Consider the following 18,632-nt stretch of genomic DNA (forward strand, 5'->3'; position numbering starts at 1 on the left):
CTGGCCAATCAGGCCTTTTGATTCTTGGTGGCGTAGTCGACGGCGTTTTGCACCGTGGTGATCTTCTCGGCATCTTCATCGGGGATCTCAATGCCGAACTCGTCTTCGAGTGCCATCACGAGTTCGACCGTGTCGAGCGAGTCAGCGCCGAGGTCGGCCACGAAAGCCTTTTCGTTCGTCACTTGAGACTCTTCCACGCCGAGTTGCTCGGCGATGATTTTCTTGACACGTGCTTCGATATCGCTCATTTGGTTCCCTCTGAGGGTTGTAGGTAATCGGTGGATTTTAGCCGGGCGGATTGTGGCATTTGCCTCACCCCCGGTACGGGAAAGATTGCGCCTTGCGGCTACATGTGCATGCCGCCATTCACATGCAACTCCTGCCCGGTCACGTAGGACGCCTGGGGCGATGCGAGGTACGCCACCGCGTGCGCGATGTCGGCCGGCTTGCCCAGATGCCCCAGCGGGATCTGCTGCAGAAGTGCTTGTTGCTGCGCCTCGGGGAGGCTCGCGGTCATGTCGGTTTCGATGAAGCCCGGCGCGACGCAATTGACGGTGATGTTGCGGCTGCCCAGTTCGCGGGCTAGGGCGCGGGTCATGCCTGCGACGCCGGCCTTGGCAGCAGCGTAGTTGGCCTGGCCGGCATTGCCGGAGGCGCCCACCACGCTCGTGATGCTGATGATGCGGCCATAGCGCTGCTTCATCATCGGGCGGATCACCGCGCGCGAGAGACGGAACACCGCCTTGAGATTGGTGTCGAGCACCGCATCCCAATCGTCGTCCTTCATGCGCATGGCGAGCGTGTCGCGCGTGATGCCGGCGTTGTTGACCAGCACGTGGATCGCGCCGTAGGCCTGCACGATCTCGTCGATCAGCGCCTCGACGGCTGCCGCGTCATTCACATTGAGTGCACGGCCACGTCCGTCGAACGCGCTCAGTGCGGAAGTGATCTTCGCGGCGCTGTCCTCGGTGGTGCCGGTGCCGACGACCTTCAGGCCGCGCTGCGCCAGCTCGAGCGCAATCGCTGCGCCGATGCCGCGCGATGCGCCGGTGACCAGGGCGACTTGCCCTTCGAATTTGGGAATGCTCATATAAAAAGTATCGGGGCCTTGCGCCGTTCAGCCGGCGAGCGATTGTCGGGTGTCCGCGAGCGTTGTCGGGTCGTACACCGACGCAGCTTCCAGATCGGGGGCGATACGCTTGACCATGCCGGCCAACACCTTGCCGGGCCCGCACTCGATGATGGCGGCTACACCGCGCAGTTTCAAGGCCTGCACGCTCTCGACCCAGCGAACCGGGCCAGCGGCCTGGCGCACCAGGGCTTCGCGGATACGGTCCGGGTCAGTTTCGACAGCCACATCGATGTTGTTCAACACCGGAATCTGCGGCGCAGCGAGCGTGAGGGTGGCGAGTTTTTCGCGCAGCGCCTCGGCGGCTGGTTTCATCAAGCTCGAATGGAAAGGCGCCGAAACGGGCAGCAGCAGCGCGCGCTTGGCACCATTGGCCTTGAGCAGCTCGCAGGCCTTGTCGACGGCGGCCTTGCTGCCGGCGATCACAGTTTGCGCAGGGTCGTTGAAATTCACGGCTTCGACGATTTCGGCGCTGCCTGCGCCGAAGGATGCCGTCGCTTCAGCGCAGCCCGCCACGACCTTGCCGGACTCCATGCCCAGCACAGCAGCCATGGCGCCGACACCGACGGGCACGGCCTGCTGCATGGCTTGCGCGCGAAAGCGCACCAGCGGCGCGGCTTGCGCCAGCGTCAGCACTCCGGAAGCCACCAGCGCCGAGTACTCGCCCAGTGAGTGGCCTGCCACGACGGAAGGCGTTGCGCCGCCTTCGGACAACCAGGCGCGCCAAGCGGCGACACCAGCGACCAGCATCACGGGCTGAGTGTTGGTGGTAAGTGCCAGCTCTTCTTTAGGGCCATTCTTGATCAGTGCTCCGACGTCTTCGCCCAACGCCTCGGAAGCCTCGCGCAGCGTTTCGGCCACGGCCGGATGATCGCCCCAGGCGTCGAGCATGCCGACAGCCTGCGAGCCCTGACCCGGGAATACAAAAGCAAAGGATTTCATCGTTCTATGCGTCATATCGCATCGCAGCCCAGAAAAGGACCGCAATACGCTACAGATTAAGCAGCACGGCACCCCAGGTGAAACCACCGCCCACGCCTTCGAGCATGAGGGTCTCGCCCTTCTTCACCTTGCCGGAGCGCACCGCTTCGTCAAGTGCCAGCGGAATCGAGGCGGCCGAGGTGTTGCCGTGCTCGTTGACGGTGACGATCAGCTTCTCGCGCGGCAGCTTCAGCTTCTTGGCCGTGCCTTCCATGATGCGGATGTTGGCTTGGTGCGGAATCAGCCAGTCGATGTCGGCGTCGGTCTTGCCCGCCTTGGCCAGCGCGGTGCGCGCCGCCTCTTCGAGCACTCGGACCGCCAGCTTGAACACGGCCTGGCCATCCATGTGCAGCAGCGGCGTGCCCAGCACATTGCCGCCGGACACGTGGCCCGGCACGCACAGGATGCCGACATGCTTGCCGTCCGCATGCAGGTCACTCGACAGGATGCCGGGCTCGTCGCTGGCCTCGAGCACCACCGCGCCCGCGCCATCGCCGAACAGCACGCAGGTGGTGCGGTCGTTGAAATCGAGGATGCGGGAGAACACTTCGGCGCCGATCACCAGCGCGCAGCGTGCGGTGCCGGTGCGGATCATGGCGTCGGCCACGGTCAGCGCATAGACGAAGCCGCTGCAGACAGCCTGGACGTCGAATGCCGGGCAGCCGGCAATGCCGAGCTTGTTCTGGAGGATGGCGGCCGACGACGGGAACACCATGTCAGGCGTCGAGGTCGCGACGATGATCAGGTCGACATCGCTGGCCTTGCGGCCTGCCGCTTCAAGCGCATGCTTGGCGGCCTCGAGGCCGAGATCGCTGCTGCTGACATCCGGCGCGGCGAAGTGACGAGCGTGGATACCTGTGCGCTCGACGATCCACTGATCGGAGGTTTCGATGCCGCGCGACGCCAGTTCCTTGGCGAGATCGTCATTGGTCACGCGGCGTGGGGGCAGATAACTGCCGGTGCCGGTGATGCGTGAAAAAGGGGTCATCAAACGTGAAGGGCCGTCGCGTCGACCGGCACCGCCGGCTCCTGCCGCGCGAGCAAAGGCGCGGCGTGGGCGATGCGGGCCCGCACGCGATCGAGCAGGTTGTTGCGAGCGGCATCATAAGCGCGATCCAGCGCATGTCCGAAAGCCACTTCGTCGGCCGAGCCATGGCTCTTGAAAACCAGGCCGCGGAGACCCAGCAGGGCGGCACCGTTGTACCGACGATGATCCAGGCGGCCTTTGAACGCTTTTAGAACCGGGTAAGCAACAATTGCCGCAATTTTCGTAAAAATGCTTCGCGAGAATTCGACGCGAATGAACTCACCGATCATCGAGGCAACGCCTTCACTGGCCTTCAGCGCAACATTTCCGACGAAGCCATCGCAGACGACGATATCGGTGGTGCCTTTGAAAATATCGTTGCCCTCCACGTTTCCGTAGAAGTTCAAATCTTTGGAATTAGCGGCTGCTCGCAGCAATTGGCTGGCTTTTTTGATTGTTTCGCTGCCTTTAATGGCTTCCTCGCCAATATTGAGCAGCCCGACGGAAGGCGCCTCATTGCCGGTCAGCGCCGAGACCAATGCCGAGCCGAGCACGGCGAATTGAAGCAGGTCCTCGGCATCGCAATCGACGTTCGCCCCCAAATCGAGCACGGTCGTTGCACCGCCCTTCGCATTCGGCAGTTGCGGCGCGATCGCGGGGCGGTCGATACCGTCGAGCGTCTTGAGCAGGTAGCGCGCGATCGCCATCAAGGCGCCAGTGTTACCGGCAGAGACAGCCGCCTGGGCGGCGCCGTCCTTGACCTGCTGGATCGCGACGCGCATCGAAGAGTCCTTCTTCTTGCGCAGTGCGATTTCAATGGGGTCGTCCATGCCCACCACTTCGCTGGCAGCGACGATGCGGGCGCGCGGATGCGCAGCGAACCCCGCCAATGCGGCCGGCGCACCGACCAGCAACAACGAGGCTTCGCTGTGCCGCTCGAGAAACGCGCGGCAGGCCGCGAGCGTGACGCGCGGGCCATGGTCGCCTCCCATGCAATCGACGGCGAGCGTGATTGCGGAAGGCGCAGCTGTGAATTCGGGAGAAGAAGGCGTAGCCATCAAAACAAAGGCCCGACGCTACAGGGAAAGTAGCTTCGGGCCTTGGCCTTGGGATGCGAAATCAGGCTTCGGACTTGTTCTTGAGCACCTGGCGGCCACGGTAGAAACCGTTCGGGCTGATGTGGTGGCGCAGGTGCGTTTCGCCAGTGGTCGGTTCCACGGCGATGCCGGGCACAACCAGTGCGTTGTGTGAACGATGCATGCCGCGCTTGGAAGGCGACTTCTTGTTTTGCTGGACGGCCATGATGGCTCCTGGACTGTTAGGTGAGTGACTGGATACGGGCTCAAGCGGTGGCAATACAAAAAAGTGCGTGGCATGTATGGAATGCCCTTGTCTGTATCGCTGCTCACGGCGGCGCGCGCGAAGCCCATGATTATAGCCCAGGCGCCGGGAAAGGGCTACTTGCCCTCTTCCGGCTTGCGCGAACGCAACGCTCCGAGCACCGCGAACGGGTTCGGCTTGGCTTCCTCGGCCGCCTTGAAATCGTCGTCGCTGGACGACAGGCGAACTGGCTCTGGGCAGACGTCGTGGACAGGCATGACGGGAATTTCCATCAAGAGCTCGTCCTCGATCAGGGTGTGCAGGTCGAAATCCCGGCTGACGACCAGCAGGTCTTCGTCCGATTCCTCGTCTTCGGCCTCCGCCGTCGCCTCGTCGGCGACGAAACGAAACCACCGATCCACTACGAGTTCCGTCTCGACAGGTGCCAGGCAGCGCTGGCAGGTCAGCGGAACGATCGCCTCGGCTTCCAGGTGCAGCCAGGGCGCGGCCTTGCCGTCGGCGCCCGGGCGCTCCTCGCCGGTGGCCTCCCAATGGACGACGGCATCGGCGGCCGGATCCGCCAATTCGGCGACAAGACGCACGTAGTTCGGGACCGGGTCGGCGGCTTTCAGGGTTGCGGCTGCGGCTGCGAAGCCGGCCACGTCGAGCCGTTCGGGGGCAAATTCTCTCTTCATCCGCGCCAGTCTAGCGCGCCAACCGCTTCACCGGCATGGTGCACGCCAGAAGGTTTTTGCGCGGCTCACGCACAATCGTCCCCATGCAACGCCCCGTGATCCTCGCCTCGACCTCGCGCTATCGCCGCGAACTGATGACCCGTCTGCGCCTGCCCTTTGACGTGCACGCCCCGGAAGTCGATGAAACCGCTCTGGACAGCGAAACGCCCCGCGCCCTCGCCGAACGCCTCGCCCTGGAAAAAGCCAACGCCGTTGCAGCCCGCTTTCCCGAAGCGGTGGTCATCGGCTCCGACCAGGTAGCCGACCTCGCAGGCGAGGCGCTCGGCAAGCCCGGCGACCACGCCCGCGCCACCGCCCAGTTGCGCCGGATGCGCGGCCAGACGCTGATCTTCCAGACGGCAGTTGCCGTCGTCTGCCACGCCACCGGCTTCGTCCAGCGCGACCTGGCACCCGTGCGCGTCGTGTTCCGCGAACTCAGCGACGCCGCCATCGAGCGGTATCTCCAGGCCGAGCAACCCTACGACTGCGCCGGCAGCGCCAAGAGCGAAGGCCTCGGCATCGCCCTCCTGAACGCCATCGACAGCGACGACCCGACCGCGCTGGTAGGCCTGCCGCTGATCCGCACCTGCCAGATGCTGCGCGCCGCAGGGGTTGAACTCCTGTGACCCACGGCAAGCTCTACCTCGTCCCCGCGCCGCTCGATTTCGGCTGCGATGTCCAGGCTCCGCTGCAGGACGCGCTGCCACTCGGCACGCTGCAGGCCGCCGCCGGCATCACGCACTGGATCTGCGAGAACGCGAAATCCGCTCGGGCCTACCTCAAGCGCATCGACGCCGTTGCGCCCCTCGCCGTCCCGTTGCAGTCACAGGACATCCAGGAACTGCCGCGCGAAGTGCACAAGAAAGGCGATCACGCCGGCCAGTTCGACGCCCGACCACTGCTGGCCGCCGCGCTCGAAGGCCACGACATCGGCCTGTTGAGCGAAGCTGGCATGCCGGCGGTGGCCGACCCCGGCTCCTCGGTGGCACGCGCCGCGCACGACCTGGGCATCACCGTGGTGCCGCTGACCGGCCCGGTCTCGCTGCTGCTCGCGTTGGCCGCGAGCGGCCTCAACGGTCAGAACTTCGCCTTCGTCGGCTACCTGCCGCAGGATGCGAGCGAACGCCAGACCCGCATCCGCGAGCTCGAAGCGATCGCCCTCAAGACCGGCCAGACGCAGCTTTTCATCGAAACGCCCTACCGCAATGCAGCGCTGTTGCAGGCGCTGGTTCAGACAATGCACCAGAACACCCGCCTCGCCGTCGCGCGCGGCCTGACCCTCGCAACATCCCATGTGCGCAGCGAGACCGTGAAATCCTGGCGCGCCAAGCCGCAGACCGCAACCGACGAACGCCTGCCCGCCGTGTTCGCGATCGGGCGCTGACGATGGTGGTGACCGCCGGCACGCGCTGGGCCTCGCGCGCGCAGTTCTTTTCTTCTGGCTTCATCTTCGCGACGTGGGGCGTGCACGTGCCCACGGTCAAGGCGCACTACGGCCTCGACGAAGCCCAGCTCGGGCTGGCCCTGCTCGCCGCGGGCGCCGGTGCGATGTTCGGCCTGACCAGCGCGGGCCGCTGGATCGGCCGCCACGGCCCACGCCGGATCGCCGCCCTTTCCGGCTGCGTCTATGCGCTGCTGCTCGCGGGCCTGATCGCCATGCCGGGCTACTTCGCGCTGATGGGCCTTCTGGCCGCGTTCGGCCTCGTCACCAGCGTGTTCGACGTGGCCATCAACACCGAGGCCGCCCAACTCGAAATGCAAAGCGGCACGCCGCTGATGAGCGGCATGCACGGCATGTTCAGCCTGGGCGGCATGGCCGGTGCCGCGAGCGGCAGCGCGGTGCTTGCTGCGGGCATGGGCGCGCAAACGCACCTGCTGCTGGTCGCGGCGGTGATGGTGCTGCTGGTCGCCGTGTCTTCGACGCGAATGCTGCCCAAGGCCGTCACGGGCAACGCAGCCAGCGCCGACCACGGCTTTCGCCTGCCGCGCGGGCCCCTCGCAGTCCTCGGCGTACTGGCCGCGCTGGGCCTGATCGCCGAAGGCGCGATCTACGACTGGAGCGTTCTCTATATGCAGCAGGAACTTGGCAGCCCGCAGAAGCAGGCGGCGTTGGCCTATGCAGCCTTCTCCGCGGCCATGGCAGCGGCGCGTTTCGGCGGCGACGCGATGCGTGCCCGCTTCACACCGATTGCATTGCTTCGTGGAAGCGGCGTGCTCGCGGCTGCCGCGATGACGCTGGTGCTGCTGACCGACATCCCCTGGCTCGCCCTGGTCGGCTTTGCGGGCGTCGGCATCGGCTTTGCGAACGTCGTGCCGATCCTGTTCGGCGCTTCGGCCCGTGTGCCGGGCGTCGAGCCCGCCAGCGGCATCGCGTCGGTGTCGGCCGTGGCTTATCTGGGATTCATGGCCGGACCGGCTGTGATCGGCCTGCTGGCGCGGGCCAGCTCGCTGACAGCCGCGCTCTATGTGGTGGTGGTCTTCGCCGCGGCCCTGGCCGCTTCGGCCCGCTTCACGCGCAGCGAAGCGACCTGAAGATCAAGGGGCTTGATCTGCTTCAGCGCAGGGCGGGCGTCGCGACCTGCAGCGAGCGCACCGAAGCTTCGCCCATGGCAGCACCGAACTTCTTGGCCAGCTTCTCGGCGACGTTATCGCGGCGGGTGTAGTCGATGACCTCTTCGGCCTTGATCACATCGCGCGCCACGAAGTCGACGTTGCCGAGCTGATCGGCCAGACCGTATTCAACTGCCTGCTCGCCGCTCCAGAACAGGCCGCTGAACAGACCCGGGGTGTCGAGCTTCAGCCGATCGCCGCGGCCGGCCTTCACCACGTTGATGAACTGCGCGTGGATCTGGTTGAGCATCGTCTGGGCGTGTGCGCGCTGCGCGTCGCTCATCGGGCTGAACGGATCGAGAAAGCCCTTGTTCTCGCCGGCCGTGAGCAGGCGGCGCTCCACGCCGACCTTGTCCATCACGCCGGTGAAGCCGAAGCCGTCCATCAGCACGCCGATGCTGCCGACGATGCTGGCCTTGTCGACAAAGATCTTGTCGGCAGCGGCGGCGATGTAATAAGCGGCCGAAGCGCAGGTCTCCTCGACCACCGCATAGACCGGCTTCTTGTGCTTGGCCTTCAGGCGCTTGATCTCGTCGTTGATGATGCCGGCCTGCACCGGGCTTCCACCCGGCGAGTTGATCAGCAGCACCACGCCCTTGGCGCCTTCGTCCTCGAACGCTGTCTTCATGGCGGCCACGACGAACTCGGCGCTGGCGTCGCCGCCCGCCGCGATCTCGCCCTTGATCTCGACGACCGCCGTGTGGGCCGTGGTCTTGGCGGTGCTTGGTGTGCTGCGCGAGAGCGCGAACCAGGCCAGGAAGATGAAGAACGCGAGCCATGCCAGGCGCACGAAGGTCTTCCAGCGGCGCGTGGCCTTCTGTTCGCCGAGCGCGGCGAAGGCGAGCTTTTCAAGCGTTGCGCGTTCCCAGTTGGGGCGCTGTGTAGGGTCTTGAGCCATGTTCTTGGGGGTGGTGAGGGGCGCTACCGGTTCCAACGGATCGAAACCCTCGGGTTCCCTGCGATTCGGGTCGGTCATGTGTCAGAAGGTGAGAGGTTGGAGGTTCCAGTCAGTATGCCAGTGCACCACGCCGTCTCGTTCGCTCAGGGCGATCTTCACGAGGCCACCGCGGCAGGGACCGCCCATGCAATCGCCGGTGTCGGGCTGGTAGACCGCGCCGTGGGTGGCGCACAGCAGCCACTGGCCGGTGTCGTCGAAGAAGCGGTCGGGCTGGAAGTCCATTTCCATCGCCACATGGCTGCACCGGTTGAGGTACGCATGCGGCCGGCCCTCGAAGCGCACCGCGAAGGCACGGCAGGTTTCACCGCCGTGAATCACGTCGAAAGGCACGGCTCGTCCGCCTTCGACGAGGTCCGAGGCATTGCACAACGGGATGCATTCTTCGCTCATGACGAAATTTTCAGGCGTTGTCGAGGAGCCACGTTTCGAGCGCGGGCACCGAGTGGGCGACGAAGAGCGGCTTGAATTCGTCGAAGCTCGCCGGCTCGTGTGCGCCGTAGCTCACGCCGACGCTGGCGCAACCGGCATTCATCGCCAGCTGCAGGTCGTGCGTGGTGTCGCCGATCATCAGCGTGCGCTCGGCGGGCACGTCGAGCTCTTCCATCAGCTCCAGCAGCATGCGCGGATGCGGCTTGCCGAAAGTCTCGTCCGCGGTGCGCGAGGCCTCGAAGCGGTCGCGCAGGGCGACGGACTTCAGCGCCTCGTTCAATCCGCGGCGCGACTTGCCGGTGGCCACGGCCAGCTTGTGGCCGCGCGCGCGCAGGGCGTCGAGCATCTGCAGCACGCCATCGAACAGCACGAGGTCGTCCTGGTGCTGCAGGTAGTGGTAGCGGTAGCGCGCGCCGAGCTCGGCGTACTTTTCCTTCGGCACATCGGGCGCAGCGCGCGCGAGCGCTTCGGCCAGCCCCAGGCCGATCACCCAGGCGGCGTCGTTCTCTGTGGGCTTGGCACCGCCGACATCGATGACCGCGGCCTGGATGCAGCGCACGATCAGGCGCGTGGAGTCGTAGAGAGTGCCATCCCAGTCGAAAGCGATCAGGTCGAAGCGGGGAGGTCTTGCGGAGGAATCAGTCATGGGCCGTTGGAGTGGGGTGTTGGGCCAGCGCCTGGAGCGCAGAAGGCGGCATCAGCGCGTGCAGTTCGGGCGGCAGGTCGGCCTGCAGCGCGATGCGTTCGCCGCCCGCCGGGTGGTTGAACTGCAATCGCCACGCGTGAAGAAACATGCGCTTCAGGCCGAGTTTCTGCAACGCGCGCTGGCGCTCGAAATCACCGTATTTGTCGTCACCCGCGATCGCGTGGCCGGCCGAGGCCAGGTGCACGCGAATCTGGTGGGTGCGTCCGGTCTTGATCGTCACCGCCAGCAGTGACAGCGGCGTGGCGTCGCCCGGCAGCGTGAGCCGCGCGAGCACGCGAACCAGCGTCACGGCGCGCATCGCGTCCGGATGGTCCTTGGCGACCACGCGCACGCGGCGTTCGCCGGCACCGGCGCCGGAACCATCGGGCAGCAAATATTTCGCGAGCGGCGCATCGAGCACCTTCTTGTTGGCCGGCCATTCGCCTTCGACCAGGGCGAGGTACGTCTTGCCGGTTTCGCGCTCGCGGAACTGGTCTTGCAGCGCAACCAGCGCGCTGCGCTTCTTGGCAACGAGCAGGATGCCGGAGGTTTCGCGATCGAGCCGGTGGACCAACTCCAGGAACTTGGCGCCCCGGCGCGCGGTGCGCAGTTGCTCGATCACGCCGAAGCTCACGCCGCTGCCGCCATGCACCGCCACGCCGGCGGGTTTGTCGATGGCCAGCACCGCATCGTCTTCGAGCAGCACCGGGAACTCGCGCGCTGGCGCGGGGGGCGTGGCGCCCTCTTCCGCGCGGGGCGAAATCCGCACCGGCGGGAGCCTGAGCACATCACCGACCTCGATGCGGGTCTCGGCCTGCACGCGCCCCTTGTTGATGCGCACCTCGCCCGATCGGATGATCCGGTAGACATGCGTCTTCGGCACGCCTTTCAGATGGCGAAAAAGAAAATTGTCGAGCCGCTGCCCCGCGGACTCCGCGTCGACGGTGATGAATTTGATGGCCCCGTGCGCGCCAGCCTCGGCCCCGGCATTTCGATCTGCGGGATTTGGAGCGGTCTCGGGGCTTTGCTTCGCACCTATAATGTTTTTCACCAGCGCGGTCGTGTAAGTGCTTGATTAGACAGAAGTTTAGAGCACTGACGACCATGCTGTGAGGTCGATGCCGCTTTGGCGCCGAGCTGCAAACCCCGCGCAATTGCGCAAAGTGGCAGGCCCGGCACCCAAGTCAAGCCGACACCCACGAAACACCGATACGGAATACCCAGCCTGCAGCTTCCAAGCTGCCGGCGGATCGAAGCGAGTCCCTTGTTGTGTTGATGCTGCTGATTCAAATATGCCTTCGCTGGCCGACCTGGCTTCTGCCAGCGGCCTCCGGCATTGGATCTTTGGCAGCGCGCGCCCCCCTTGCGCAACCGGTGATCGAAAAGATCGCCACTCAACACCGAATCTGGCTCGCGCCCATCCACGCGCCCCCACCCCGGCTGTCTTCTTGAGCTGACGCTCGAGAGGCCTGCTCGCGCCTGGCGCGGCAGTCACAGCATCCGGGGCCAAGCGGCAATTCCCTGGTTTCGCGGGCGTCGTCCGTGCATCGTTGGCTCGTCTATGAGCCGGTAGAACGATACATATAAGGACAACGCATCATGAAGCGGATGCTGATCAATGCCACGCAAGCCGAAGAGCGGCGCCTGGCCATCGTCGACGGGCAAAAGCTCCTCGACTACGAAATCGAGATCGAAGGGCGCGAACAGCGCAAGGGCAACATCTACAAGGCGGTCGTGACCCGCGTCGAGCCCAGCCTCGAAGCCTGTTTCGTCGACTACGGCGAAGACCGCCACGGCTTCCTGCCGTTCAAGGAAATCTCCAAGCAGTACTTCGCCGAAGGCGTGTCGGCCAGCCAGGCCCGCATCCAGGACGCGATCCGCGAAGGCCAGGAACTCACCGTCCAGGTCGAAAAAGAAGAACGCGGCAACAAGGGCGCGGCCCTCACCACCTTCATCTCGCTGGCCGGCCGCTATGTCGTGCTGATGCCCAACAACCCCCGTGGCGGTGGCGTTTCGCGCCGCATCGAGGGCGACGACCGCGCCGAGCTCAAGGAGGCGATGGACCAGCTCGAGTACCCCAAGGGCATGAGCATCATCGCGCGCACCGCCGGCATCGGCCGCTCGGCGCCCGAACTCCAGTGGGACCTGAACTACCTGCTCAAGCTCTGGAGCGCCATCGACGGCGCGGCCAAGGGCGGCAAGGGCGCCTTCCTGATCTACCAGGAATCCTCGCTCGTGATCCGCGCCATCCGTGATTACTTCAATCACGACATCGGCGACATCCTGATCGACACCGACGACATCTACGACCAGGCGCAGCAGTTCATGGCGCACGTCATGCCCGAGCATGCCGCCCGCGTGAAGCGCTACCGCGATGACGCGGCCCTGTTCAGCCGCTTCCAGATCGAGCACCAGATCGAATCGGCCTACGCCCGCACCGTGCAGTTGCCCTCGGGCGGCGCCATCGTGATCGACCACACCGAGGCGCTGGTCTCGGTCGACGTGAACTCGGCCCGCGCCATCAAGGGCGGCGACATCGAAGAAACCGCCACCCGCACCAACCTCGAAGCCGCCGACGAAGTGGCCCGCCAGATGCGCCTGCGCGACCTGGGCGGCCTGATCGTCATCGACTTCATCGACATGGACGAGTCGAAGAACCGCCGCGAAGTCGAAAGCCGCCTGCGCGACGCGCTGCGCCAAGACCGCGCCCGCGTGCAGTTCGGCTCGATCAGCAAGTTCGGCCTGATGGAAATGAGCCGCCAGCGCCTGAAGCCGGCGCTCAGCGAAGGCTCGTCGATCCCCTGCCCCCGTTGCGGCGGCTCGGGCCACATCCGCGACACCGAATCGAGCGCGCTGCAGATCCTGCGCATCATTCAAGAGGAGTGCCTGAAGGACAACACGGCCGCCGTGCACGTCCAGGTGCCCGTCGAAGTGGCTTCGTTCCTGCTGAACGAAAAGCGCCCCGAAATCGCCAAGATCGAACTCAAGCAGCGCGTCACCGTGCTGATGGTGCCCAACAAGACGCTCGAAACGCCCAACTACAAGCTCGAGCGCCTCAAGCACGACGATCCGCGCCTCGATCACATCGAAGCCAGCTACAAGATGGCTGACGAGATCGAAGACCCGACGGCCGTCACCCGCCGCTCGCAGGAGCCGACCAACAAGCAGACGCCGGTCATCAAGGGCGTGCTGCCCGACGCACCCGCGCCGGTCGTTCCGCCCAAGCCCGAAGCGGTGCGCGCGCCCGTCGCGGCACCCGCACCGGTCGCGCCGCCCGTCGTGAGCGCACCGGTTCCGGCGCAGAGCGGCTTCTTCGGCTGGATCAAGAGCCTGTTCGGCGGCACGCCGGCCGAAGCGAAGGCGCCCGCACCTGCCGCGATTCCCGTCGAGGCACCGAAGCCCCGCCGCGATGGCCGTCCGGGCCGCGATGGCGAAGCCCGCGGCGGTGCACGCGACGGCGAACAGCGCCGTGGCGGTCGTGGTGGCGAAGGTCGCGGCGAAGCGCGAGGCGAAGGCGGCGAACAACGCCGTGGTGGTCGTGACGGTGAACGCCGTGGCGGCCGTGGCGGCGAGCGCCGCGAAGGTGGTCGTGGCGAAGGACGCGGCGAGGGCCGCGAAGGCCGCAGCAGCGAACTGCGCAACGACGCAGCCGCAGGCCAGCCGCGTGAACAACGCGAGCAGCGTGAACCCCGCGAACCGCGTGAGGCACGCGCCCCGCGCGACGGCGAACAACGCCGTGGCGGCCGCGGCGAGCGCCGCGAAGGCGAAGGCCGCAACGCACCGGCCGAAGCGCTGGTCGACGGCAACGTCAACCTCGAAGCCCAGCAACAGGCGCCCGGCGCCGACGAAGGCAACGCAGCGGAACGCGCACCGCGCGCCCGCGGCGAGCGTCGTGAGCGCGGCGAGCGCGGAGACCGTGGCGAACGCGGTGAACGCAGCAACGACCGCGGCGGCGAACGCAACGGCGATGCACAACCGCGCGGCGAAGCCGTCGCCGGTGAAGGCGCCCCGCAAGGCGAACGCCAGCCCCGCAACGGCCGCGACGAGCAACGCGCACCGCGCGGTGACCGTGGCGAGCGCGGCGATGGCCGCCGCGAGCGCCGCAACGATGCACCGATCGCCGAAGGCGAAGCGCGCGTGGCTGAAGTGGCATCCGCCGATGGCGAACAAGGCGGCGACAACGCGGGCAACGACCAGGCACCGCGCCGCGAAGGCGAAGAGCGCCGCGGTCGTTCGCGCGACCGTTATGGCCGCGACCGCCGCGAGCGCGGTCCGCGCGACGAGAACGAAGCCAACGCAGCCGAGACACCGGCAGCCGAAGGCGCCGTCGCAGCGGCCATGGAAGCCACCGGCGAGTCGTACGAAGCGCCGACGACCGCCCGCCAGCAGCCACTGCCGCTGGCCTCTTCGGAACCCATCGCCGAGCGCGAAGTTGCTGCAGCGCCTGAAGTGCGCGAACCCGCACCGCAGCAGCAGCCCCGCTTCGAGCGCCCAGCGCCAGCACCGGTTGCAGCGCCCATCGTGGTCGAGAGCCCCAAGGCTGCGCCCGCAGCACCCGCCGGCAACGGCCGCGCCCTGCCCAAGGTGCAGCCCTTCGAACTGCCGCTGAACGAACTCGCGCAAATCGCCGAGAGCTCGGGCCTGCAGTGGGTCAACTCGGATGCCGAGCGCATCGCGCAAGCGCGCGCCGCCATCGCTGCCGAGCCGAAGCCGGTGCATGTGCCGCGCGAACGCCCGCCGGCGATCGTGCTCGACGAAGGTCCGCTGGTGCTGGTCGAAACCCGCCGCGACCTGGGCTCGATGTCGCTGCCGTTCGAAAAGACGGCTGCCGACGCGCAGCAGCAAAACACGCACTGACCGAAGCAAGCTCGGCCGACAAAAAAACGGCGCCAATGGCGCCGTTTTTTTATGCCTGCGCGCCGACCGGCAGGTCCGGCATCTCCAGGATCATCTGCCCGAAGCGGCAGGCGCACGGCGTCTTGCCGCTCTCGCTCCAGATCAAAGAGAAATCGACGCTCGGCAGCGGCGGCAGGCCGTAGCGGCCGTCGACGATCTTCATGCCCGGCTCAACTTCTTCGCGCGTCAGCACCGTCACCGCGAGCCCCGCGAGCACGGCCGCGCGAATGCCTTGCGGGCTGGCCGAGGTGAAGACCACGTGCCAGTCGATCGCCGTGAGGTCGAGCGCCGACCCGGCCACCTGCCGGTTGACGCAGGGCTTGGGAAAGAAGGCCAGCGGCAGCGATGCGCCCTTCGGCGCCTCGAAGGTGTCGGCCGCGGCCCAGACCAGCTGCGTGCGCCGCAGGCGCGTGCCCTCCGCCACGTTGGGCGGCGACATCACCACCGCGAGATCGAGCTCGCCGGCCCGGATCGCCGCGCGCAGGTCGGTGTGCATGCTCACGCAGACCTCCAGCCGCACCGACGGGAAACCGCGCGCGAACTGCGAGAGCAGCGGCGGCAGGCGGTCGCCCATGAAGTTGTCCGGCACGCCGAAGCGCACCACGCCCGTGACCGGCGAGGGCTGGAAGCGCCGGGTCATCGCGTCGAGCGTGTCGAGGATCTGCTGCGCATAGCGCAGGAAGTCTTCGCCGTCTTCCGTCACGGTAAGGCGGCGCGTCGTGCGGTGCAGAAGCTGCCGGCCCACCTGTTCCTCGAGCTTGCGGATCTGGTGGCTCACGGCGGACTGCGTCAGGTTCAGGCGCTCGGCCGCGCGCGTGAAGCCACCGGTTTCCTTGACGGCCACGAAGGCGCGCAGAAGCGTGGGGTCGAAGTCCATGGGCCTGGAATAAATGATGGTTTGAAATGAATCCTACGAAATTAAATCATTTCCATCATGAAGAGGGTTTCCACAGAATCGCCCGGGTCCCGTCCCAAAGCCTGCCGAAAGCCTCCCGATGTCCCTCTCCCACGCCGGCAAGAACCGCATCGCCCTCGCCGCGGTCTGCCTCGTCGCCCTGATGTTCGGCCTGGAAATCTCCAGCGTGCCGGTGATCCTTCCCACGCTCGAGAAGGTCCTGCACGGCGACTTCAAGGACATGCAATGGATCATGAACGCCTACACCATCGCCTGCACCACGGTACTGATGGCGGCCGGCACGCTGGCCGACCGCTACGGCCGCAAGCGCATCCTCGTCATCGGCGTCGTCCTGTTCGGCATCACCTCGCTGGTCTGCGGCCTCGCGCAGAACGCGCCGGTGCTCATCGCAAGCCGCTTCCTGCAGGGCGTGAGCGGCGGCGTGATGCTGATCTGCCAGATCGCGGTGCTGTCGCACCAGTTCCAGGAAGGGCGCGAGCGCAGCAAGGCGTTCGCGATCTGGGGCGTGGTCTTCGGCATGGGCCTGGGTTTCGGGCCGATCATCGGCGGCGCCATCGCGGCGCTGGCGAGCTGGGAGTGGGTGTTCCTGGTGCATGTGCCGCTGAGCGTTCTGACGCTCGCGCTCGTGCTGGGCAGCATCGAGGAATCGAGCGATCCGCACGCCAAGAAGCTCGACCTGCCGGGCATCGTCACCCTGTCGCTGGCGGTATTCGGGCTCACATGGTTCATCACGCAGGGGCCGGACATCGGCTTTGCGAGCCCGCTGGCGCTTGGCATCGTCGCCGCCTCGGCCGCGAGCTTCGCGGTGTTCCTGTGGGTCGAGAAGATCAACCCGCATCCGATGTTCGACTTTTCGGTCTTCCGCATCCGCAATTTCTCGGGCGCGATCCTGGGCTCCATCGGCATGAACTTCAGCTTCTGGCCTTTCATGATCTACCTGCCGATCTACTTCCAGAGCGGCCTGAGCTACGGCGCCGTCACCGCCGGCTCGGCGCTGCTGGCCTACACGCTCCCCACGCTGTTGATGCCGCCGCTGGCGGAACGCCTGTCGCTGCGCTGGCGGCCGGGCGTGGTCATTCCGCTGGGCATGTTCGTGATCGGCGTGGGCTTCTTCGCGATGCGCTATGGCAGCAGCATCGCGCACGCGAGCTGGATGACCATGCTGCCCGGCTGCCTGCTGGCCGGCATCGGGCTCGGGCTGACCAACACGCCGGTGACGAACACCACGACCGGCGCCGTGCCCAGCAACCGCGCGGGCATGGCGTCGGGCATCGACATGAGCGCGCGGTTGATCACGCTCGCGGTCAACATCGCGCTGATGGGATTCATCCTGCTCGAAGGCATCTTCTCGTCGCTGAAGAATGCCCTGCCCGCGTCTTTCGACGCCCAGAAACTGCACCCGCTCGCGGAAAAGATCGCGGCCGGCAACTTCGCATCGCTCGCGCAGGGATTTCCGGAACTGGCACAGCTCGACCCGTCCGGCGCAATCGTCCATGCGGCGCTGGTGCACGGCTTCGGGCTGGTGATGCTCTATGGCGGCATCGGCATCTGGGTGCTGGCCGCGATCAGCTTCGCGATCTTCGGCAGCCGCAAGCCCTCGGTGCAGGCTTCGGGCGTGTGCCCCTGAAAGTCAGGCGTCTCAGGTGCTGGGCGCCTGCGCCGCGCGCTTCCAGGCGGCGGCCGCCTGCTCGGCATCCTCGCGCGCTTCGGCCAGTTCGGCCAACGCGAGCCAGGCGCGACGGTACAGCTCGGCGTCCTGCAGGCCAAGCCCGGCCTGCGTGAGCAGTTGCTGCGCCTTGCCCCAGAGCTGGCGCTTCATGCAGGCCATGCCGGCGAGGTACTGCAGGTTCGCGTCGCGCGGGTTGTTGCGCTGGGCGCTCTCGATGCGGGCCAGCCAGTCGGCGTCCACCGAGTCGAGTCCTGCTTCTAGCGCGCGCGCCAGCTTGACGCGCAGCGCATCGCCAAGGCCGCGCGGGTTCGCCACCATGCGCTCCCAGGCGGGCAGCAGCCAGCCGCGCGCGAGCGCCAGGTCGCCATGCAGCACCACCATGCGTTGCGCGCCGTGGATCGCCACCTCGGGCATCTGGCGTTCGTTGCTGTCGAGTTCGGACCAGGCGCGCATCAACTGCGCCGGGTCGTGCGCGCCCGACAGCAGCTCGGTCGCGAGGCCGCGCACGATGCTTTGCGCCGCCGCATCCGAAAACGCGCGGTGCTTGGCCAGCAGGCGGGCGGTTTCAAGGGCTTCGAGCGTGCGCCCGTCCTGCCGCGCCGCCTTCAGGCGAAGGCGCAGCGCCAGCGTGCGCCGCTGTGCGCCCTGCGGGAGTTCTTCGAGACGGGCGAGCGCCGCCGCCGCATCGCGGTCTTCGAGCGCCCAGCGCGCGGCGCGCAACTGCACGCCTTCGCGCGTCTCGGGGCTCGCGAGCACCGTGCGGTCGACACTCTCGTTGAGCGCCTGCTGCAGATGCGCATCGCGCGCCGGCTTGTCCTGCAGCGCCTGCGCGCTCTCGGCGGCCAGCAGGTGCGAGAGCACGCGCACCTGCTGCGCCTGGGGCAGGTGCGCATCGAGCGCGGCCAGTGTCTTTTCCTGCACCAGCGCGGACTGCGCCGCCTTGCGTGCACGCGAGAAGCGGCCGGCGATCAGCTGCACCATCGCATCGAGCAGCGCCGCATGCAGCGTGCGTTCCTTCTGCTGAAGGCGCCACTGGCGCGCCTGCGTCGGCAGCGAGAACAACGCAGCCAGCGCACGCAGCGCAACGTGCAGCAGCACGAAGGTCGCCAGCAGGATCACCAGCACGAGGTTCAGCGACAGATCGACACGCCACGGCGGCCAGAACACCGTGATCGTGCCCTGGTTGTTGCCGGCAAAGAGCGCGACCGCCGCAGCGACGGCGAACAGCGCGAGGAGCCAGATTGCAGCGCGCATGTCAGCGACCGCCGCCGGGCCGCC

Annotated in this window: 18 protein-coding genes; 5 read left to right on the plus strand and 13 right to left on the minus strand. The window is 66.8% G+C overall.

Annotated elements, in window-relative coordinates; genetic code table 11:
- Positions 1 to 8: 8 nt before the first annotated feature.
- The 7 genes from acpP to J2W23_RS22930 form a co-directional block, all read right to left on the minus strand.
- Positions 9 to 248 carry an acyl carrier protein gene (acpP, locus tag J2W23_RS22900; protein WP_007830471.1) on the minus strand — a complete coding sequence of 80 codons (240 nt, stop codon included), beginning with the start codon at positions 246 to 248 and terminating at the stop codon, positions 9 to 11.
- Positions 249 to 346: 98 nt separating this feature from the next.
- On the minus strand, positions 347 to 1,090 hold the full coding sequence (gene fabG, locus J2W23_RS22905) for a 3-oxoacyl-ACP reductase FabG (protein ID WP_093434874.1): 744 nt from the start codon (positions 1,088 to 1,090) through the stop codon (positions 347 to 349).
- 27 nt (positions 1,091 to 1,117) lie between these two features.
- The gene (gene fabD, locus J2W23_RS22910; RefSeq protein WP_307650372.1) at positions 1,118 to 2,071 is read right to left on the minus strand and encodes an ACP S-malonyltransferase; all 954 of its coding nucleotides are present in this window, start codon (positions 2,069 to 2,071) and stop codon (positions 1,118 to 1,120) included.
- A 49-nt stretch (positions 2,072 to 2,120) separates the two neighbouring features.
- Entirely contained in the window at positions 2,121 to 3,098 is a 978-nt protein-coding gene (locus J2W23_RS22915; RefSeq protein WP_307650373.1) for a beta-ketoacyl-ACP synthase III, read from the minus strand.
- Entirely contained in the window at positions 3,098 to 4,195 is a 1,098-nt protein-coding gene (gene plsX / locus J2W23_RS22920; protein WP_307650374.1) for a phosphate acyltransferase PlsX, read from the minus strand. The genes J2W23_RS22915 and plsX overlap by 1 nt, the downstream gene beginning before the upstream one ends.
- A 61-nt stretch (positions 4,196 to 4,256) precedes the next feature.
- Positions 4,257 to 4,439 (minus strand): 50S ribosomal protein L32, encoded by a 183-nt coding sequence (rpmF, locus tag J2W23_RS22925; RefSeq protein ID WP_007830466.1) that lies wholly within the window; start codon positions 4,437 to 4,439, stop codon positions 4,257 to 4,259.
- Between the two features lie 155 nt (positions 4,440 to 4,594).
- A complete protein-coding gene (locus tag J2W23_RS22930) occupies positions 4,595 to 5,152 on the minus strand; it encodes a YceD family protein (RefSeq protein ID WP_176661414.1) in 558 nt (185 codons plus the stop codon).
- Between the two features lie 83 nt (positions 5,153 to 5,235).
- Here J2W23_RS22930 and J2W23_RS22935 point away from each other — a divergent pair, with 83 nt between their 5' ends.
- Genes J2W23_RS22935 through J2W23_RS22945 form a run of 3 tightly spaced genes read left to right on the plus strand, consistent with a single transcriptional unit; the run spans position 5,236 to position 7,723 of the window.
- Positions 5,236 to 5,817, plus strand: a complete 582-nt coding sequence (locus J2W23_RS22935) for a Maf family protein (RefSeq protein ID WP_307650375.1) — start codon at positions 5,236 to 5,238, stop codon at positions 5,815 to 5,817.
- Complete coding sequence (locus J2W23_RS22940; RefSeq protein ID WP_307650376.1) at positions 5,814 to 6,575, plus strand: SAM-dependent methyltransferase; 762 nt, start codon at positions 5,814 to 5,816, stop codon at positions 6,573 to 6,575. Before J2W23_RS22935 ends, J2W23_RS22940 begins: the two co-directional genes overlap by 4 nt.
- Positions 6,576 to 6,577: 2 nt before the next feature.
- Positions 6,578 to 7,723: an MFS transporter gene (locus tag J2W23_RS22945; RefSeq protein ID WP_307650377.1), complete on the plus strand. Its 1,146-nt coding sequence runs from the start codon at positions 6,578 to 6,580 to the stop codon at positions 7,721 to 7,723.
- 22 nt (positions 7,724 to 7,745) lie between these two features.
- Here the strand turns inward: J2W23_RS22945 and J2W23_RS22950 are convergent, their stop codons facing one another.
- The 4 genes from J2W23_RS22950 to J2W23_RS22965 are packed head-to-tail and all read right to left on the minus strand — an operon-like array spanning position 7,746 to position 10,924.
- Positions 7,746 to 8,777 carry a S49 family peptidase gene (locus J2W23_RS22950; protein ID WP_176661418.1) on the minus strand — a complete coding sequence of 344 codons (1,032 nt, stop codon included), beginning with the start codon at positions 8,775 to 8,777 and terminating at the stop codon, positions 7,746 to 7,748.
- A 3-nt stretch (positions 8,778 to 8,780) separates the two neighbouring features.
- Positions 8,781 to 9,149, minus strand: coding sequence for a Rieske (2Fe-2S) protein (locus tag J2W23_RS22955; protein WP_176661419.1), 369 nt, complete (start codon positions 9,147 to 9,149; stop codon positions 8,781 to 8,783).
- Between the two features lie 10 nt (positions 9,150 to 9,159).
- Positions 9,160 to 9,834 carry an HAD family hydrolase gene (locus tag J2W23_RS22960; RefSeq protein WP_176661420.1) on the minus strand — a complete coding sequence of 225 codons (675 nt, stop codon included), beginning with the start codon at positions 9,832 to 9,834 and terminating at the stop codon, positions 9,160 to 9,162.
- Complete coding sequence (locus J2W23_RS22965) at positions 9,827 to 10,924, minus strand: RluA family pseudouridine synthase (protein WP_307650378.1); 1,098 nt, start codon at positions 10,922 to 10,924, stop codon at positions 9,827 to 9,829. The genes J2W23_RS22960 and J2W23_RS22965 overlap by 8 nt, the downstream gene beginning before the upstream one ends.
- Positions 10,925 to 11,472: 548 nt before the next feature.
- Here J2W23_RS22965 and J2W23_RS22970 point away from each other — a divergent pair.
- The gene (locus tag J2W23_RS22970) at positions 11,473 to 14,730 is read left to right on the plus strand and encodes an Rne/Rng family ribonuclease (RefSeq protein WP_307650379.1); all 3,258 of its coding nucleotides are present in this window, start codon (positions 11,473 to 11,475) and stop codon (positions 14,728 to 14,730) included.
- Positions 14,731 to 14,779: 49 nt separating this feature from the next.
- Here J2W23_RS22970 and J2W23_RS22975 read toward each other — a convergent pair whose 3' ends face one another.
- On the minus strand, positions 14,780 to 15,646 hold the full coding sequence (locus J2W23_RS22975) for a LysR family transcriptional regulator (RefSeq protein ID WP_307650380.1): 867 nt from the start codon (positions 15,644 to 15,646) through the stop codon (positions 14,780 to 14,782).
- A 118-nt stretch (positions 15,647 to 15,764) separates the two neighbouring features.
- On the opposite strand from J2W23_RS22975, the gene J2W23_RS22980 reads away from it, so the two are divergent.
- Positions 15,765 to 17,312, plus strand: a complete 1,548-nt coding sequence (locus tag J2W23_RS22980; RefSeq protein WP_307650381.1) for an MFS transporter — start codon at positions 15,765 to 15,767, stop codon at positions 17,310 to 17,312.
- A 12-nt stretch (positions 17,313 to 17,324) separates the two neighbouring features.
- Here the strand turns inward: J2W23_RS22980 and J2W23_RS22985 are convergent, their stop codons facing one another.
- Complete coding sequence (locus tag J2W23_RS22985) at positions 17,325 to 18,608, minus strand: heme biosynthesis protein HemY (protein WP_176661424.1); 1,284 nt, start codon at positions 18,606 to 18,608, stop codon at positions 17,325 to 17,327.
- Positions 18,609 to 18,632: the final 24 nt, after the last annotated feature.

This window comes from Variovorax boronicumulans, from assembly GCF_030812215.1.
Classification (GTDB): Bacteria; Pseudomonadota; Gammaproteobacteria; order Burkholderiales; family Burkholderiaceae_C; genus Variovorax; species Variovorax boronicumulans_C.

Excerpts from the sequence above, each read along its gene's own strand:
- acpP (WP_007830471.1), bottom strand. The coding sequence starts at position 248 with ATGAGCGATATCGAAGCACGTGTCAAGAAAATCATCGCCGAGCAACTC.
- fabG (WP_093434874.1), bottom strand. The coding sequence starts at position 1,090 with ATGAGCATTCCCAAATTCGAAGGGCAAGTCGCCCTGGTCACCGGCGCA.
- fabD (WP_307650372.1), bottom strand. The coding sequence starts at position 2,071 with ATGAAATCCTTTGCTTTTGTATTCCCGGGTCAGGGCTCGCAGGCTGTC.
- J2W23_RS22915 (WP_307650373.1), bottom strand. The coding sequence starts at position 3,098 with ATGACCCCTTTTTCACGCATCACCGGCACCGGCAGTTATCTGCCCCCA.
- plsX (WP_307650374.1), bottom strand. The coding sequence starts at position 4,195 with ATGGCTACGCCTTCTTCTCCCGAATTCACAGCTGCGCCTTCCGCAATC.
- rpmF (WP_007830466.1), bottom strand. The coding sequence starts at position 4,439 with ATGGCCGTCCAGCAAAACAAGAAGTCGCCTTCCAAGCGCGGCATGCAT.
- J2W23_RS22930 (WP_176661414.1), bottom strand. The coding sequence starts at position 5,152 with ATGAAGAGAGAATTTGCCCCCGAACGGCTCGACGTGGCCGGCTTCGCA.
- J2W23_RS22935 (WP_307650375.1), top strand. The coding sequence starts at position 5,236 with ATGCAACGCCCCGTGATCCTCGCCTCGACCTCGCGCTATCGCCGCGAA.
- J2W23_RS22945 (WP_307650377.1), top strand. The coding sequence starts at position 6,578 with ATGGTGGTGACCGCCGGCACGCGCTGGGCCTCGCGCGCGCAGTTCTTT.
- J2W23_RS22950 (WP_176661418.1), bottom strand. The coding sequence starts at position 8,777 with ATGACCGACCCGAATCGCAGGGAACCCGAGGGTTTCGATCCGTTGGAA.
- J2W23_RS22955 (WP_176661419.1), bottom strand. The coding sequence starts at position 9,149 with ATGAGCGAAGAATGCATCCCGTTGTGCAATGCCTCGGACCTCGTCGAA.
- J2W23_RS22960 (WP_176661420.1), bottom strand. The coding sequence starts at position 9,834 with ATGACTGATTCCTCCGCAAGACCTCCCCGCTTCGACCTGATCGCTTTC.
- J2W23_RS22970 (WP_307650379.1), top strand. The coding sequence starts at position 11,473 with ATGAAGCGGATGCTGATCAATGCCACGCAAGCCGAAGAGCGGCGCCTG.
- J2W23_RS22975 (WP_307650380.1), bottom strand. The coding sequence starts at position 15,646 with ATGGACTTCGACCCCACGCTTCTGCGCGCCTTCGTGGCCGTCAAGGAA.
- J2W23_RS22980 (WP_307650381.1), top strand. The coding sequence starts at position 15,765 with ATGTCCCTCTCCCACGCCGGCAAGAACCGCATCGCCCTCGCCGCGGTC.
- J2W23_RS22985 (WP_176661424.1), bottom strand. The coding sequence starts at position 18,608 with ATGCGCGCTGCAATCTGGCTCCTCGCGCTGTTCGCCGTCGCTGCGGCG.